This window comes from Gordonia sp. GN26 (assembly GCF_054823965.1).
On sequence record NZ_JSYC01000072.1, the window covers coordinates 1 to 15,666 of the forward strand.

At 66.5% G+C, this 15,666-nt stretch carries 14 protein-coding genes and 1 tRNA gene; 10 read left to right on the forward strand and 5 right to left on the reverse strand.

The window, feature by feature from the left end:
- Positions 1-102: 102 nt before the first annotated feature.
- The 4 genes from OK17_RS15440 to OK17_RS15455 all read right to left on the reverse strand — a co-directional run bounded on the left by OK17_RS15440 (position 103) and on the right by OK17_RS15455 (position 3,533).
- Positions 103-1,509, reverse strand: a complete 1,407-nt coding sequence (locus OK17_RS15440; RefSeq protein ID WP_461417970.1) for a hypothetical protein — start codon at positions 1,507-1,509, stop codon at positions 103-105.
- 322 nt (positions 1,510-1,831) lie between these two features.
- Positions 1,832-1,907: transfer RNA gene (locus OK17_RS15445), tRNA-Thr, on the reverse strand.
- 173 nt (positions 1,908-2,080) lie between these two features.
- Positions 2,081-2,953, reverse strand: a complete 873-nt coding sequence (locus OK17_RS15450; RefSeq protein WP_461417971.1) for an esterase/lipase family protein — start codon at positions 2,951-2,953, stop codon at positions 2,081-2,083.
- Positions 2,946-3,533 carry an ASCH domain-containing protein gene (locus OK17_RS15455; protein ID WP_461417972.1) on the reverse strand — a complete coding sequence of 196 codons (588 nt, stop codon included), beginning with the start codon at positions 3,531-3,533 and terminating at the stop codon, positions 2,946-2,948. The genes OK17_RS15450 and OK17_RS15455 overlap by 8 nt, the downstream gene beginning before the upstream one ends.
- Positions 3,534-3,753: 220 nt before the next feature.
- On the opposite strand from OK17_RS15455, the gene OK17_RS15460 reads away from it, so the two are divergent.
- From OK17_RS15460 to OK17_RS15490, 7 genes are all read left to right on the forward strand, one after another.
- Complete coding sequence (locus tag OK17_RS15460; protein WP_461417973.1) at positions 3,754-4,635, forward strand: hypothetical protein; 882 nt, start codon at positions 3,754-3,756, stop codon at positions 4,633-4,635.
- Positions 4,636-4,681: 46 nt separating this feature from the next.
- The gene (locus OK17_RS15465) at positions 4,682-5,872 is read left to right on the forward strand and encodes a hypothetical protein (protein WP_461417974.1); all 1,191 of its coding nucleotides are present in this window, start codon (positions 4,682-4,684) and stop codon (positions 5,870-5,872) included.
- Between the two features lie 16 nt (positions 5,873-5,888).
- On the forward strand, positions 5,889-6,425 hold the full coding sequence (locus OK17_RS15470) for an enoyl-CoA hydratase (RefSeq protein ID WP_461417975.1): 537 nt from the start codon (positions 5,889-5,891) through the stop codon (positions 6,423-6,425).
- A gap of 359 nt (positions 6,426-6,784) precedes the next feature.
- On the forward strand, positions 6,785-7,267 hold the full coding sequence (locus OK17_RS15475; RefSeq protein WP_461417976.1) for an enoyl-CoA hydratase: 483 nt from the start codon (positions 6,785-6,787) through the stop codon (positions 7,265-7,267).
- Between the two features lie 79 nt (positions 7,268-7,346).
- Positions 7,347-8,051, forward strand: a complete 705-nt coding sequence (locus OK17_RS15480) for a hypothetical protein (protein WP_232717659.1) — start codon at positions 7,347-7,349, stop codon at positions 8,049-8,051.
- A gap of 105 nt (positions 8,052-8,156) precedes the next feature.
- Positions 8,157-8,828 carry a VOC family protein gene (locus tag OK17_RS15485; protein ID WP_006866656.1) on the forward strand — a complete coding sequence of 224 codons (672 nt, stop codon included), beginning with the start codon at positions 8,157-8,159 and terminating at the stop codon, positions 8,826-8,828.
- 72 nt (positions 8,829-8,900) lie between these two features.
- Positions 8,901-9,569, forward strand: coding sequence for a VOC family protein (locus tag OK17_RS15490; protein ID WP_461417977.1), 669 nt, complete (start codon positions 8,901-8,903; stop codon positions 9,567-9,569).
- Positions 9,570-9,633: 64 nt separating this feature from the next.
- Here the strand turns inward: OK17_RS15490 and OK17_RS15495 are convergent, their stop codons facing one another.
- Positions 9,634-10,830, reverse strand: a complete 1,197-nt coding sequence (locus OK17_RS15495; RefSeq protein WP_461417982.1) for an NAD(P)-dependent malic enzyme — start codon at positions 10,828-10,830, stop codon at positions 9,634-9,636.
- Between the two features lie 268 nt (positions 10,831-11,098).
- On the opposite strand from OK17_RS15495, the gene OK17_RS15500 reads away from it, so the two are divergent.
- The 3 genes from OK17_RS15500 to OK17_RS15510 all read left to right on the forward strand — a co-directional run bounded on the left by OK17_RS15500 (position 11,099) and on the right by OK17_RS15510 (position 15,234).
- Entirely contained in the window at positions 11,099-11,749 is a 651-nt protein-coding gene (locus OK17_RS15500) for a GntR family transcriptional regulator (protein WP_461417978.1), read from the forward strand.
- Positions 11,746-13,011 (forward strand): MFS transporter, encoded by a 1,266-nt coding sequence (locus OK17_RS15505; protein ID WP_461417979.1) that lies wholly within the window; start codon positions 11,746-11,748, stop codon positions 13,009-13,011. The genes OK17_RS15500 and OK17_RS15505 overlap by 4 nt, the downstream gene beginning before the upstream one ends.
- A 105-nt stretch (positions 13,012-13,116) precedes the next feature.
- Positions 13,117-15,234, forward strand: coding sequence for a DUF6541 family protein (locus tag OK17_RS15510; protein WP_461417980.1), 2,118 nt, complete (start codon positions 13,117-13,119; stop codon positions 15,232-15,234).
- The last annotated feature ends 432 nt before the right edge of the window (positions 15,235-15,666 follow it).

Sequence of the window (15,666 nt, forward strand, 5' to 3'; positions counted from 1 at the left end):
GCGGCGGTGACAACGGCGGCGGTGACAACGCGGGCGGCGACTCGGGTAACGGCAGCCTAGGAAACCTGTTCGGCTCCAGCTAGTCTCACGGCCGGTGGGGAATCAGGCGGCTTCGCGGCCCGACGAATCCCCACCGGCCGAACCGGTTTCGGAGGAGTCGGACTTCTCGCGATCGTTGCCGGCGCTCGTGCTTGGGGAGACGTGACCACCGGCCGACGAGCCGGAATCCGACGATCCGCTGTCGCCGGAGTCTCCGTTGTCCGAACCCGATGCTCCATCGGAACCCGAATCCGACTGATCGGCATCCGGTTTGTCGGAGTCGTCGGGTCGGTCGCCGGAATCTCCGCGGTCGGGCTCGCGCTCGGCGGCGGGCGCCCGGTCATCGGTGGGGGCGTCGTCGACCGCCGGCGGCACAGCGCCGACCGGGACGATCCCCCGCGTTTCCGGCGGACCCTCCGGCTTCTCCGCGCCGGTCGCCACCTCGGACGGCACGGTGACGGTGTATCCGTCGCCAGGAGCGTCCTGTTTCACCGAATCCGCAGCCGTGACCGGCACTGCGGCGGTTCCGGCATTCGGCGCCTGGGTCGGGTAGTAGGCCTCGGCGAGCGCATCCCAACGAGCGAGATCGTCTTTGTCGTAGGCGATTCCGAGCGCGTCGTAGACAGTGGCCACGAGCAGCGCCAGAGGATGCGCCGCATCGTAGACGAGGTACGTGGTGTTGCCGGCGGTGAACTCCTTCGGGTCACCCAGGCGCTCGACGTCGCCGTACGTATGCGGACCGCTGCCCGAGTGAATGGTGAAGAACCCCGCCGCGTTGACGACGAGCGACGTGACCGGTCGGTACGCCACCCACTGGAAGTTGCTGACCGGGTCGCCGACGACGATCACCGAGACGATTCTGACGGTGCCGCTGGCTCCGGGGTCGCGGGCGCCGTTGGCGTCGATCCCGGCCACCTCCACGAATGGCTTCAGGAACGGCATGGTGTCGAGCCAGGCCTTGATCCCCCACGGGCTCCGCGGGTCGGAGACGAGGACGACCATGTCCTTGCCCGGGACCAGGAAGTCATTGTCATAGGCGCGCGGGTTCTCGGCGGCGTCACCGAGTGCATCGGCCCCCTGTGAATAGCCGGTGTAGACGACGAACGGTCGGTCCGCGCCCATGTCGGCGAACGCGGCCATGACGGCCAGATTCTGGTTCATCGCATGTTCTTTGGACTCGTCGTAGCCCGGCGCGAACGGTGCGAGCTTGTTCGAGCGGCCGGCGATGACGGGTCCGAAGGACTCGGGGTAGTTGATGATGAGCGTCTGACGCCCGCCGACGTACGGCAGGTTGCGCGGGATCAGCGTGGTGTCGTTGGTCCCAGGGGTGACGACCATGACCGTGCCGTCGGGCAGGTCAGGGAACATGTCGCTGGTGTTGTCGTGTTGCGTGGCCTCGCGCACGATCTCACGATCGATGAGGGATTCGACGACGGCGGTGACGTTCGTCGATGCGACGGCGATCGGCACGACGGTGCCGAGAGACAGCGCGCTGAGCGTCAGCGATGTGGCTGTCGCGCGCGATGGTCTACGAGAAGATGCGGCAGTTCGCGCCGGTTGAGACCGGTGCTTTCCTCCCCGACGTGCCCCCAATGGACCCTCCTACAGTCGGAAGGAGTCTATGGAGCAGGGGGCCCAGGGCGTGTCATCCAAATGGATTAACACCGACATTCCTGGCACGCAATTATCTTTGACCGGCTAAGGGTTTGGTGTAGGCGGTTCGCCGGTGGGTGTGTGGCAGGGGTGCTGATCGGCTAGGGGCGTCGTGCTGTTGAAGGTCGCACGATCCTGGTGGAGCCGCCCAGGGGAATCGAACCCCTGACCTATTCATTACGAGTGAATTGCTCTACCGACTGAGCTAGGGCGGCGTGCTACGCGAGGCAGCGGAAACGAGTCTAGCGAGTCCATCGCCCGCAACAAAAACCGGCTCCGCTCGCGAGCCTGGACGTGCTCTCGCGCAGAATCGCCACCTGCGCCCAGGTGCACTGTCTGCGGCCCGCGAACCTGGGCTGAGCTGGCGGTTCCGGCGAGGGCTGTGGGCTCAGAACGGGTAGTCGGAGCCGCACGCCACCGGCACGCGATGGGCAGGGTCGAGCGCGTTGCGGACGAGCGCGGCGACGGTCGGGGAGTAGGCCATACCGACGTGACCGATCTTCGACGCCGGGCACACGTCCTGGATCAGCGTGTTGACGACGTTCGGGCCGGGCGTCATGAGGGTGTTCGTGTAGGGCGTCGAGATCTCGTCGTTGCGGGTCGCGAAGTTGACGTAGTCGATAGACGGGTGCCGTGGACCCCAATAGCTCTGGCCCGGGGCTCGTGCCGGCAGGCGGTCGGTGATCGACCCGACGCGCGAGACTCCCTGGTGCGACGCCGACAAGGAGATGAGGGTGTCCACCTGTGCGGCACGACCGGGGAGCTGTGTCACCAGTTGGGCGATCGCCCCGCCCTGGCTGTGGCCGATGAGGTCGACCTTGGCGGCGCCGGTTGCGGTGAGCACTCTGTCGATGAATGGCGCGACCTGCTGCGCCGCGGCCCGTTCCTTGTTACCGAGACCGCCGGTGTTGCCGCTCCACGACGCCTGGCCGTAGGTGAGGCTGAAGACGCAGTAGCCGGCGTTGGCGAGGGTGGGAGCGAGGTACGCCCAGTTGGCGCTCTGGTTCATCGCGGTGGCGTGCAGCAGGACGACTGGGTCGCGGCCTTCCCGATCCCGGCAGTCGAACCGGTTGCTGCCGGCCGGCGACTCGGTGGCCGGACTCAGGTAGTGCTCGGCGATCGCCTGGTTGGCATCCGTGGTGACTGGGAAGGGTGCGGCCTGCGCGGCGCCCGGGGTGAGCAGTAGGCACGCAGCGGCCAGCGCGGCCGCGGCGGCGGCGAGTCGTGGTCGAAGTCGGTTCACACGAGAATTGTCACCCATGATCGTCGACGCGACGGCAGAACTCGACGCCGCGCGGTGAGAGTGCGTAGCCGACTTCGAGGCTCTCGGTCAGTCCGAGTTTCTTCAATTTGGTGACGTCGTTCTTGAAACCGGCTCGGTCTCTGCCGAGTTCGGCCGCGAGGTCGGTGGACACGACGCCGGGTCGGCGGCCGATGATCTCGAGGGTGGCGCGCGTCCAGGGGCCGTTCTTGGAGCGGGCGTCCATCCGGTCGAGCCGCAAGCGGATGTCCGCGACGTCGTCGTCGGAGAGATCGTCATCGGCGCGCAGTGCGATCCGCGGGTCTTCCCCGATGCATCGGAGTCCGATCCGGTACGTGGGGTTGTGGGTGTTGACGCACAGGGTGGCCCGTAGCTCGTCGACGCTCTCGTAGCCGGCCCGTCGCGCCTCCTTCGGGGTGATCTGTGCAGGATCCACGCGCTCCATCGACGTCACCTCGATGACGTGCGTCAGTGCGATGAAGCTCGACCCGGGCCGGATGCGTGGATGCCCCCAACGTCGGAAGGCGAGGTCGACCGAACCGTCGGCGATCCCGCGCGCTACAGCTGCTGTGAGGAGCACACCTTCGACCGTAGCGAGGGCGCCGTGGCTGCGCAGACAGTCCGGGTAGCGGTGCGTGCGATGCCTGTGGAACTCGTCTGAGATGTTGCTGAGAGCTGTTGTAGGGTGACCCGAGATCAGCGACGGCAGTGCCGGCGCCCGGGGGGATCTTCCTTTTTGGTGTCGTGTCGTCGCGTGCACAACTGACGACGACGATCACCATCCGGGGGGGAGGGGTCTCATGGTGCTGCCGCGTCCGCACTCGCTGTGGTTTCCCGACGTTCCCGCGTGGCCGTCGTCCGGTGCCACGCCGGCAGTCGATCTGGCCGCTTACCTCGCGCGATTCCGTTCCGTCGACGCAGTTCAGGGCGATGTCGGCGGCGCCGCGGTGGCCGTGCTCGACGCCCCGGCCCCGCCGGTAGAGCCGTCGGCGCCGAGGTTCGAGGCCCCGCTCGCCGAAGTCCCGGCAAAGCCGTCGTCCGATCTCGATTCCTTCCTCGCCGAGGCCGGGAAGTCGGTCCGCGCGAAGCGAAAGGCTGTGTCCGGCACGGCTCCCGGTTGGCGACGATTCCTCGGTTCGGGACCGCGAATCGCGGGTGCGGCAGCCGCAATTCTTGTGATTGTCGCCACAGTGGTCGCCGCTGTCACCCTCGCCAGTGGTGGTTCGGAGGGCCCCGTGGTCGCCGCGGACACCACGGAGTCCACCTCGCCCACAGAGGCGCCGTCGACGTCGGGGGTGGTCAGTCACCCGGCCTGCGCGCAGCGTCCCGTCGGTTCGGGGACCACGGTGTCGAATGACGACGAGAAGGGCGACCAAGAGTCCGGCCCGGGCGCGATCCGCGCGTTCAACCACGCCTACTACGTGTTGCGGTCGGCGAAAGCCGCACGCGCAGTGGCAGCCCCGGGGGCCGTCGCCTCCGAGTACGTGATGCAGCAGTACATCGATCAACGCCCGATCGGCACGCGCCACTGTCTGAAGATCACCGAACGGGCTCCCGGCGAGTACTCGGTGGTGCTCACCGAATTGCAGCCCGACGCGGCGCCCATCACCTATCGCCAGGTCATCCGCACGTCCACAACGGGCGGCAAGACCTACATCCAATCCATCAAGTCCGTCGAATGAGTTCAGACACAGAGCCATTCGGATGGCGCAGAAAGGTAGTGCTGAGATGACCCAGAGTCGAGGTCGGCATCGTAGGCGTCGGGCCCCGAGTGGTCCGGTCTTGTCGGTGACGTCTGCTGTTGTGGCAGTGTCGATTACTGCTGGTGCGGGTGCGGCGTTTGCTGTTCCGGAGCAGGGTGGCACTGATCCGTTGGATTCGGCGCCGGGTCAGGGTGGTACGAGTCCGTCGGATGTTGCGCCGGGTGCTCCGGCTCCGGGTGATGCGGTGGTGCAGCCGGTTGTGGTTCCGGGTCCGGGGTCGATTCCGGGTCCGCCGGTGGAGGCTCCGTATCAGTCGTATGACCAGTCGTTGTCGCAGAGTTACCAGCAGCCGTATTCGCCGGCGATCACCAATCCTGTTGCGCCGCGGGTTGCTCCGCCGGTGCGTCCGATTGCGCCGCCGCCGGACAAGATTCGTGTGGGTAACTTCGTGACCGATGTTCCGCAGGGTGTGTCGTCGGAGGATGTCAATTCGATCAACGCGTGGTCGGCGTATGGCGAGGCGAAGATCGCTCAGGGTTTGATCTCGGTGGGTGTGCCGGAGGATGAGGCCAGTCGTCGTGCTGCTGCCACGATCATCGGTGTGATGGCTGGTGGTACGGCTGGTGCTGTGGCGCTTGGTATTCCGGCGGCGGTGGTGGGTGCTGTTGGTGGGGCAGGGGTCGGTGCGATCGCAGGAGCCGTCGTTGGTTGCGTTTTCACTTATTGCGCTACCTCGGGAATCGATTCGCTCGCAGGAGCCGGTATCGGAGCCGCTGTTGGTGGTGTCGGTGGTGCTGCAGCGGGTGCTGCGCTCGGGTTCGCTATCGGAGGCGCCGCGGGTGGTCTCCTGGCGTACTCGCTGGGTGCCGGCGATCCGGGTGCAAATCCGGAAGAACCTTGGAAGAACGATGGTCCGCGCCATGCGGCGCCCGAGGCCGAGGGCCCAAATCAGTTCGAGTTTCAGCTGTCTGCTGAGGAGGCTCGCAAGTCAGGTCTCCCAGCCGTTGACTACGTGGTCAACAGTCGCGGTGACGTGAAGGCCAGGGTCGGTACGACCTCGTACAACTGGTCCGGTGCACAGGCTCGCGCACCGTATGCGGTTCTCGGTGCGGGTGTCGAGAAGTCGGTTCGGGATTGGACTCGGGCACAGTCGGACCATTTGAAGAAGGCCGTACCCGGTAGCGATATTCTCTGGCCAGCCGAGCAAGCTCGCTAAGCGCTCCACTCCGCGAATGCGTCGAGAAATCAAACCAACTGCACGCTATTGTTTAAGTGAGGAATTGATGAAAAGACTATTCGTACTGTTGGCGGGAGTGTTAACGGTGGTCGCTAGCGTCACCGTGGGTACCGGTCAAGCCGATGCAGGACCGCTTCAACAGCTGAACACCAATGGGAACACTTTCGGGACCTTCGGCGACCATTCCCTCTGCCGGGGTGCTATCACCTATCGGATTGACTCGGTGGCCAAGAAGCGGGGATTGGTGAAAGTGACGGCGACTTCTCACGGATTCCTCGGTGAGGGGGCAGGTTGGAAGAAGAACCCACGGTGCCGTGTCCTCTTCAAAACCGAAATTCACAGTGGTAGAGGTCTGTTCCTGGAGAAGTGGACCACGGGTTCGTTCGGACCGCGTGCCGGCGAGAAGAAGGTTTGGGACGTACTAACAGGTTCAGGGCCGGGGTATATCGGGATTACGACCTATGCGGCGAACAGTCCTTTACGAATCCCGCAATCGCCGGCGGGGCCCGCGTTCTTCATGATCGTCCCGTAGCCCAATCCGGGTTCCAACCGCTGTACGAAAGGCCTCGGTTCAGAAACACGCGCGCACTAACACCGTTCGGGTGATGCAGTGGTACGGCGTCTCGATTTCATGTTTTGCCGTATGTTTCACTGCCTGGCCGTAGTTCCCCGCGCGCTCCCAACGAACGCAACGGGGATGAGACGAAGCGACTCTTAATGGTGCTGGTTGGCGCGGCACTCACCGTGATGACGGTTGCCCGGTTCTCGGTGCGGGTGTCGAGAAGTCGGTTCGGGATTGGACTCGGGCACAGTCGGACAACGGGAAAAGGCGTTCGCCTCGCGAATTGGGCACGCGGGAAAGAAAAAGCGACGGAGACGAGGAGAAACTGAATGAAAAGACTGTTCATCGGATTAACTGTTGGTGTTTTCGCGGCTGTGTCCGCCCTGGTGGGTTCGGGCGAGACGGCCGCTGCCCCCATCCCGAACATCGCGCTCTACGGCAACAATCTCGCGACTATGGGTGACCATTCACTGTGCCGTGGCACCGTCAATCTCGCGATTCAGACTCCGAACGATAAGCGCGGTGTGGTTCGTGTGACTGCACGGTCAGGTGGCTTCGGCGGTGACGGAGCGAGCTGGAAACGAAATCCCAAGTGTCGCGTACTCTTCCAGACCACGTACACCGGTCTTCGGGGCTATGCACTGCACAAATGGGTGTCGGCGACGTTCGGTCCCCGTCCCGGTGAGAAGAAGGTGTGGGATGTCCCGACGGGATCGGGACCGGCGACTATTGGTATCACGACGTACGCCGTGAACAACCCGGTCAGAACACCCACAGGTGGTCTCGTGGGTTTTCACATGCTTGTCCCCTAGAAGGGTCGTGTCAGATGATGAGTCAGCGTGAATCCGCTTCACCATGGCAACTACGCGTGACCCCGTACCCTGATCGACGATGACTGCTCCAACACTTCGAGACGGCGACCCGCAGATCTGGGATGAGCGGGCCGTCGTTGTTTGTGGCACCGCAGGCGGGGTCGGCACGTCTGTCGTGTCGGCACTCCTTGCCGAACATCGCGCCGCGACGAGCCTCGGCCTGCTCTCGTGGTGGGTCGACGCTTCCGGCAACGATTGCGACATCGAACTCCGTCTCCGCGGAACAGGTAACGAGGAGTTGTTGCGCACCGCGTCGGGCACGGGCCTGTGGTTGCCGCCCGACGAGGCGGCGGTCACCGACGCCGTCGTCGAGGTGTGGCGTCAGGGAGCAGTACCGGTGATCGACGCCGGTGCGCACCCGCTGACGCTGCTGCCCGAACTCGCCGAAGACGACCTCCCGAACCTCACGCCGGTCCTCGTGATCAGTCCGCGCCCAGACCTGCTCAACCGGGCACGTGTCATCTTCACGGAGTGGGACCGCGCCGGCGTACTCGAGAGCACCGTCGTCGTGATCGACTCCCAGCTGCCGGTACAGCAGCAGACGGGCCTCGCGGACATGCTCGTCGGCGTGGTGTCCGGGTCGGTCGGCACGGTGATCGGCCTCGACTACGACCCGGTCCTCGGCGCCGGGACCGCGCTCGACGAGGACGCCCGCCGCGGGTTCTTGCCGGCAACGATCGAGTCCATCGCGAAGCTCGCGGCAGCTACATCGAACCGACGCTGACAGCTTCTTCGAACTGCGGGCTGATTACCGGAATCGGATACTCAGCCCGCACTCTGTACAGACGCCCCTGTCCCATCGTCCGGTGAGCGTGCACCATGGGTGATCATGACCGGCTCCGACAGAACGCCACTCACCAGACGACAAGCGTCCGACGCCGTCGTCGATCCGTGGCGGGTACTCGCATACACGCTCCAAGCGGCTTATCGCACCGGTTCGATGGTGCGCGGTGGCGAGTTCGTGAACAGAATCATCGACGCCGCCGAAGACGCTGGGCACCATCCCGACATCGACCTGAGGTACAACTCTGTGCATCTCGTGCTCATGACACACAGCACGCACCAGATCACCGAGGAAGACGTGGCTCTCGCGAACCGGATCGCGGCCATCGCCGACGACATGGATCTCGAGAAGACGCCCACTCCCGTCAGCCGATTCGACCTTGCGATAGATGCCCTCGACATCGATGCCATCCGGCCGTTCTGGAAAGCGGTCCTGGGCTACTCCGACGTGCCCGCCGACGAGATCATCGACCTGGTCGACCCGGCCGGACGACTACCGTCGGTCTGGTTCCAGCAGATGGATTCCCCGCGCCCGGAGCGCAATCGGATACACATCGACCTGCGGATGCCGCATGACGAGGTGCAAGAACGTCTGCGCTCGGCCCTTGCCGCCGGTGGCCGGCTGCTCAGCGATGACTTCGCGCCTGAATGGTGGACGCTCGCCGACGCCGAAGGCAACGAGATCTGCCTCTGCACGTGGCAGCCGCGGGCCGCGTGAGTCTCAACTCAAGAAAATCGACCGACAGGTGGCCCTTTCGCATCTCCGGCCGAGCAGGCAGCATGGGGGAGTATGACCGGGTCCACGCGTGCACCGCTCACCGCCAAGCAAGCCACCGAGGTCGTCGCCGACCCGTGGCGCGTCGTCGCCGACAAGCTCGTGGCCGCCTACCGCACCGGGTCGATGGTGCGGGGGCTCGAGTTCGTCGCCAAGATCGTCGACGCGGCAGAGGAAGCCAACCATCATCCCGACGCCGACCTGCGGTACGGCTCAGTACATCTCACCCTCACGACACACAGCGCGCATCAGCTGACCGAAGCCGATGTGGCCCTGGCCAACCGGATCACCGGGATCGCCGCCGAGATGGCGCTCGAGAAACTCACGGACCCGGTAACGGCGACCGAACTGGCGATCGACGCCATGGACATCGGGGCGATCCGTCCGTTCTGGCAGGCCGTTCTGGGTTACTCCGACGGGAACGACAAGGAACTCGCGGAGCTCGCCGACCCGGCCGGGCGGTTGCCGTCGGTGTGGTTCCAGCAGATGGATGAGCCTCGCCCGCAACGTAACCGAATCCACTTCGACCTCTGCCTACCGCATGACGAGGTACACGAACGGCTGCAGGCGGCGATCACCGCCGGTGGCCAACTGTTGTCGGATGAGTTCGCACCGGCGTGGTGGATTCTCGCCGACCCCGAGGGCAACGAGATCTGCCTGTGCACCTGGCAGGGACGGGACTGAAACAGCTGGAAACGAAACAAGCCGGTTCGATCGAGGTGATCGAACCGGCTTGTGACACAGAATCTTACGAGCAGAGACCCTCGTCCTGCGCCGCCTTGGCGACCGCGGCCGCGACGGCCGGTGCGACCCGGTCGTCGAGCGGGCTCGGCACGATGCGATCGGCACGCAGGTCATCAGACGCCACCGAGAAGATCGCGTCTGCCGCAGCGATCTTCATGCCCTCGCTGATCCGGCGTGCGCCCGCGTCGAGCGCGCCCTTGAAGACGCCCGGGAAGGCGAGCACGTTGTTGATCTGATTCGGGAAGTCGCTGCGTCCCGTTGCGACGACGGCCGCGTACTTGGCGGCGACCTCGGGGTGGATCTCCGGATCGGGGTTCGACAGCGCGAACACGATCGCGTCGTCGCTCATCGACGCGATGATCTCCTCGGGGATGAGGCCGGCCGAGACGCCGATGAAGACGTCGGCGCCGTCGAGTGCCTCCACCGCACCGCCGGTCAGGCCGCGCGGGTTGGTGCGCGCCGCCAGGTCGGCCTTCGACTCGTTGAGGCCGTCGCGGCCCTCGGAGACGATGCCCTTCGAGTCGAGCACGATGACGTCGGTGATGCCGACGGCGAGCAGGATGTTGGCACATGCGACGCCCGCGGCGCCGGCGCCGGAGATGACGACGCGCAGGCTGGTGATGTCACGGCCGAGGTGGGTGACGGCGCCCTTGAGGGCGGCGAGAACCACGATCGCGGTGCCGTGCTGGTCGTCGTGCATGACCGGGCAGTCGAGGGCCTCGATGACGCGACGCTCGATCTCGAAGCAGCGCGGTGCCGAGATGTCCTCGAGGTTGACCGCACCGAAGCTCGGACGCAGACGGATGAGGGTCTCGACGATCTCGTCGGGGTCCTTGGTGTCGAGAACGATCGGGATCGAGTTGAGTCCGGCGAAGCTGCGGAACAGTGCGGACTTGCCCTCCATGACCGGCAGCGACGCACGCGGGCCGATGTCACCGAGGCCGAGCACGGCCGATCCGTCGCTCACCACGGCCACCAGACGGTCGGTCCAGGTGTACTTGTTCACCAGGGTGGCGTCGGTGTCGATCGCGCGCGACACCTGGGCGACGCCCGGGGTGTAGGCGATCGACAGGTCGCGCTGGGTGTCGATGGGCGCCCGCAGCTCGACCGACAGCTTGCCGCCGGCATGCGCCAAGAAGATCTCGTCGTCGGTGATCGGTAGATCGGCAATGGTCGGTTCGGTGAACGGGGTGTCGCCCATACGTGTGTCCTCCGTGCTTGTCACGGTCGGGTCCTCCTGAATACCGCGAAACGCGGGTTGCATCGTCTCGCCGGCCACGCTGCCCGCGAGCTATCGAGATCCGCATCGACGCCGGGGCGGGTAGCTCGGCGGACGCGAATCGGGCGCTCGAGCGAGGGTGACGCTCGTTACGGCCGCATTAAGTGTCTCACTGCTTGGGACCGTTCTGGAAGCCGGGTCGCTGCTGGTGACGGCTTCATCGGACATTGGTAAGGTACAACTTGTGTCTATGTCGCATACCTCTGCTGAATCCGCTGCTGAGCGCGTATATGCCGAGGTCAAGGAGCAGATTCTCACAAATGAGATCGCCGGCGGTGAGCTGATCAGCGAGGGTGAGATCGCCTCGAAGTGCTCGGTCAGCCGCACCCCCGTGCGTGAGGCGTTCCTGCGTCTCGAGACCGAGGGATGGATGCGGCTCTACCCGAAGCGGGGAGCGCTCGTGGTGCCGATCGGCGACCGCGAGAAGCGCGACGTCGTCGACGCTCGGCGCCTCCTCGAGGGACATGCCGTCCGGTCGGTCACGTCCCGGCCCGCCGCAGTCGCCCAACTGGTGGCGCGCCTCCGCGACAACCTCGATGCCCATCGACGCGCCGACGCCACCGACGCGGCCGAGTTCTCGCGCCTCGACGCCGAGTTCCACCAGCTCATCGCCGCGGCCGGCGACAATCCGCTCCTCGCCGACTTCTACACGACGTTGGGGGAGCGTCACCGACGCATGACGATCGCCTCGGTGCATCGCGACGCCGCGGTGGCGACGCGCATCCTCACCGATCACCTCGACCTCCTCGGCGCCATCGAATCCGCGGACGCCGACCGTTTCGAACACCTCTTGGCAGGGCACCTCGCCGGTGTCCACGATCTCTCGGGAGAACCCGCATGACCGACAACCGCAACCGCTTCGGATGGCCCGCCGTCTCGCTGGCCGTCTTCGCGACCGCGTGGGGCGGCAACGAGTTCACCCCGCTGCTGGTCTTGTACCGGCAGATCACCGATCTGTCGCCGGTCGTCGTCGACGCCCTGCTGTTCGCCTACGTCCTGGGCATCGTGCCCGCGCTGCTGATCGGTGGGCCGCTGTCGGACCGCTTCGGCCGACGGCCGCTCATGCTGCCTGCGCCGGTGTTCGCCGCGTTGGGTTCGGTGTTGCTGGCCGCGGGGTCGCAGTCGGTGACCCTGCTGACCACGGGGCGTATCTGCAGCGGCATTGCCCTCGGCCTGTCGATGGCCGTCGGCGGCAGCTGGATCAAGGAACTGTCCGACCGCGACGGTGCGCGGGCGGGGGCCGGCGCCGGACGGGCGGCGATGAGCCTGACCGCCGGATTCGGCATCGGTGCGGGCGTCGCCGGCGTCCTCGCCCAGTGGGGTCCGTGGCCGCATGTGCTGCCGTATCTGGTGAACATCGCCATCGCGGTGTGCGCGGGAGCCCTGCTGACGGTCGTGCCGGAGACACGATTCCGCAGTTCGACGCCGGGCCGTCTGGTCGACGACCTGCGTATCCCGGCTGCCGGTCACCGACGGTTCATCTTCGTCGTCCTGCCGGTCGCGCCGTGGGTCTTCGGTGCTGCCGCGTCGGCGTACGCGATCATCCCGGCGCTGATGTCGGCACGGACCTCCGGCGCGCCGATCGCGTTCGCGGCACTGTGTTGTGTCCTGGGACTCGGTGCCGGATTCGGTATTCAATCGGTGGGCCGACGCATCGACGTGCCGGGGAGCTCGCGCGGCGTGGTCGTCGCCCTCACGACCCTGGTCGCGGGCATGCTGGTCGCCGCGCTGGCCGCGCACGTGCTGACGGTGTGGCTGTCGCTGGTCGCCGCGACGCTGCTGGGTTGCGGCTACGGCATGGCGCTGATCGCCGGCCTCCTCGAGGTGCAGCGCCTCGCCGGGCCCGACGACCTCGCCGGTCTGACCGCCGTCTTCTACAGCGTGACCTACCTGGGCTTCGCAGTCCCCGCGCTCCTGGCGTGGATCACCGAGACCTGGACCTCGATCACCTACACGGAGATGTTCCTGTTCGGTGCGATCGCCGCGCTGGCCTGCCTCGCGGTCGCCGCGTCGGGGCACACCAGGCATCGCCCGGAGGTCCGGCCGGAGGTCGTCGAGCAGCCGATGCGCGACGAGGGCGTCGTCACCGGACAGTCGCACTGAGACGACGCCGGGTACCCTGCTGAGTGTTTGGTCGGGGCTCGCCAGGGAGCAGAAGCGGGTCCCAACCGCGGGGTGTGACGAGCGAGTGTGGAAAGGCGCGGGGTGATGGTGCTGGCTGCGTGGGTCGTGATCGTGTCCGCGCTGGTGCTGATACTCCCGGGCGCCTTCGTGGGGCGGCGGATGAACCTGCCGTGGCCGGTGGCGTTCGCGGCCGGACCCGCCATCACCTTCGCCCTGGTCTCCATCCTCACCGTCCTGTACTCGGCGGTCGGCTTCGAATGGAACGCGGTGTCGGCGCTCGTCGGTCTGGTCCTGGCGCTCGTCGGTGCCTGGCTGTATGCGCGCCTGCTCGGTACCGGAATCGGGCGTCGCCTCGCGCCGGCACCGGCGGACACCGGTGAGCAACGCGTCGGGCGCACCGCGATGCTGCGCGCGGGGGCAGGCCTCGGACTCGGTGGACTCATCATCGCGATCACCTGCATCCGACCGGTGGCCAAGACCGCCTTCGCGGGCCTGAACAACATCTCGCAGGTATGGGACTCGTTGTGGCACGCCAGTTCCCTGCGGTGGATCGACGAGACGGGTGTCGGTTCGGCCATGCGCATGGGCGAGCTGATGAACTACGACACCCAGGGGTTCAATTACTACCCGAACACGTGGCACGCACTGGGCGCCTTGCTGTTCCCGCTGACCGGCGCGAACCCCGTCGAGCTGTACAACACGTATTCGCCTGCGGTGCTGGCTGTCACGGTCCCGCTGGGTGTGGCATCGTTGGCCTACTGGTTCGCCCGTCACCGCTACGACGTCGACAATTCTGCGCTCATCGCCGGCACCGCCGCCGCTGTCTCCGCGCTGTTCCCGTCGCTCCCGTATGTCGAGGTGCAGTTGACCTCGGTGCCCAACGCCGTCGGCGTGAGCCTTGCTCCGGTCGCGGCGGTCCTGGTTCTCAGCGTCGTCCGTGACCGGTCGCGGGTGGCGCCCGCCGCCCTGGCCGTGGCAGGCGTGACGGCAACGCATCCTTCGGGTCTGATCCTTGTCGGCGTCATCGTCGGACTGTGGTGGCTGTGCGAGGGACTGTGGCGTCCGGCGACGAGTCGTCTCGCCGATCTCGCGACACTCGCCGTCACCGCCGTGCTCACGATGATCCTGATCTTCCCCGTGGTGATAGGCACGATCCGGGTCGCCGACACCAACGAACTCCCGTTCTTCGACTTCCGGGAGGAAGGGATCGGGGTGCTGCGCGGCCTGGCGCAAGGCGCGTTCAACGGCACGATCCCGCTGGAGCTCAACCACTTCCCGATCTGGCCGCTGATCATCGTGACGGTTCTCGGCCTCGGGGTGCTGGCCTGGCTGCGCTGCTGGGCTGGACTCGCCGTCTGGGTGGTCTTCGCGCTGGTGACCACCAACTCGGTGGTGTCGCTCGGTCCGCTGTCGTACCCGCTCGGCGCGATCGGCGGCTACTTCTACAACTCGCCGCACCGACTCACGTTCGTCGTCGCGATCTTCTCGGCAGCGGCGGCGGGTGTCGCTATCGGCGTGGCGGTGGTCGCGCTGATCGGCGTCGTCGGGCGGCGGTTCGGTCAGTCCGACGAGACGACCGCCAAGGGCACCGCACGCGCGGGTTGGCTGGTCGCGGCGACCTACGTGGTGCTGCTCGCGCTGATCGCCGGCGCCGCAGTGGTCCGCTACCCGCCGAACGCACAGATCGCCTCGAAGGAACGTGGCGGCAAGTACGTCGGCCCCGACGACCTCGCCGCCTACGCCTGGCTGGCATCACAGCCCGACGCGCAGGACGTGCTCGTCCTGAACAACCTCGACCAGGGCACGGGCTGGCTGTACCCGGTCACCGGCGTCACCCCGATGTTCCCGTTCTACCGGGCCAACGAATTCTCCGACCGGCAGCGCGACCTCTTCTGGGGTGTCGCGAAGATCGGCGCCGACCCTGCGATCGACCAGATCGTCCGGGACATGAACGTGCACTACGTGATCGACTCGCCGACGAGCTACTGGGAGTTCCAGCGCGGCCGGCCCGACCCGGCAAACGGCCACCAGGGCGACCCGTTCCTCGAACTGCGCGAGAACGGCGCTCCCGGATTGACCGAGGTCTTCCGTCAAGGCGAGGCCGTCGTCTACCGCGTCAACGACCTGGTCTACCCGCCGCCCCCACCCGTCGAAGGTGCTCCGGCCGAAGGCGTCCCGCCCGTCCCGGCCCCTGTTCCCTGAGGTGCGAGGAGCGTTAGCCGCTGGGCTGAGTGGCGACGCGGCCCACTCGCTCCCCGAGGTGCGAGTGTGGTTGCGCCCGTCGTCTATCGTTCCCTGCGGGTGCGAGTGTGGTTGCGCGCGTCGTCCATCGCTCCCTGCGGGTGCGAGTGTGGTTGCGCGTCGTCCATCGCTCCCTGAGGTGCGAGCGCAGCGAGCCTCGAAGGGCTGGTGAGACACCGTCGCCCACCTAGTTACCGGTCGACGTCAACCCGGCTGGCAGACTTCGATCGACGTCTGTCGGTCGGGTTGAGGTTCGGCAGTCGGATCGGGGCGCTTCTCAGGGAGCGGACCCTTTCGACCCTGACGACGGCCGGTTCACCAGCCCTTCGAGGCTCGCTGCGTCAGCTGCGCGGGTACGCCGCGGCGAGGAGGATCGAGGCGAGGGTGGCTTCG

What these genes read in the sequence shown, in the direction of transcription:
- OK17_RS15490 (WP_461417977.1), top strand. Translation starts at nt 8,901, where the DNA reads ATGACCGGGTCCACGCGTGCACCGCTCACCGCCAAGCAAGCCACCGAG.
- OK17_RS15470 (WP_461417975.1), top strand. Translation starts at nt 5,889, where the DNA reads ATGCGTCGAGAAATCAAACCAACTGCACGCTATTGTTTAAGTGAGGAA.
- OK17_RS15495 (WP_461417982.1), bottom strand. Translation starts at nt 10,830, where the DNA reads ATGGGCGACACCCCGTTCACCGAACCGACCATTGCCGATCTACCGATC.
- OK17_RS15450 (WP_461417971.1), bottom strand. Translation starts at nt 2,953, where the DNA reads ATGGGTGACAATTCTCGTGTGAACCGACTTCGACCACGACTCGCCGCC.
- OK17_RS15465 (WP_461417974.1), top strand. Translation starts at nt 4,682, where the DNA reads ATGACCCAGAGTCGAGGTCGGCATCGTAGGCGTCGGGCCCCGAGTGGT.
- OK17_RS15485 (WP_006866656.1), top strand. Translation starts at nt 8,157, where the DNA reads ATGACCGGCTCCGACAGAACGCCACTCACCAGACGACAAGCGTCCGAC.
- OK17_RS15500 (WP_461417978.1), top strand. Translation starts at nt 11,099, where the DNA reads ATGTCGCATACCTCTGCTGAATCCGCTGCTGAGCGCGTATATGCCGAG.
- OK17_RS15480 (WP_232717659.1), top strand. Translation starts at nt 7,347, where the DNA reads ATGACTGCTCCAACACTTCGAGACGGCGACCCGCAGATCTGGGATGAG.
- OK17_RS15510 (WP_461417980.1), top strand. Translation starts at nt 13,117, where the DNA reads ATGGTGCTGGCTGCGTGGGTCGTGATCGTGTCCGCGCTGGTGCTGATA.
- OK17_RS15460 (WP_461417973.1), top strand. Translation starts at nt 3,754, where the DNA reads ATGGTGCTGCCGCGTCCGCACTCGCTGTGGTTTCCCGACGTTCCCGCG.
- OK17_RS15505 (WP_461417979.1), top strand. Translation starts at nt 11,746, where the DNA reads ATGACCGACAACCGCAACCGCTTCGGATGGCCCGCCGTCTCGCTGGCC.
- OK17_RS15475 (WP_461417976.1), top strand. Translation starts at nt 6,785, where the DNA reads ATGAAAAGACTGTTCATCGGATTAACTGTTGGTGTTTTCGCGGCTGTG.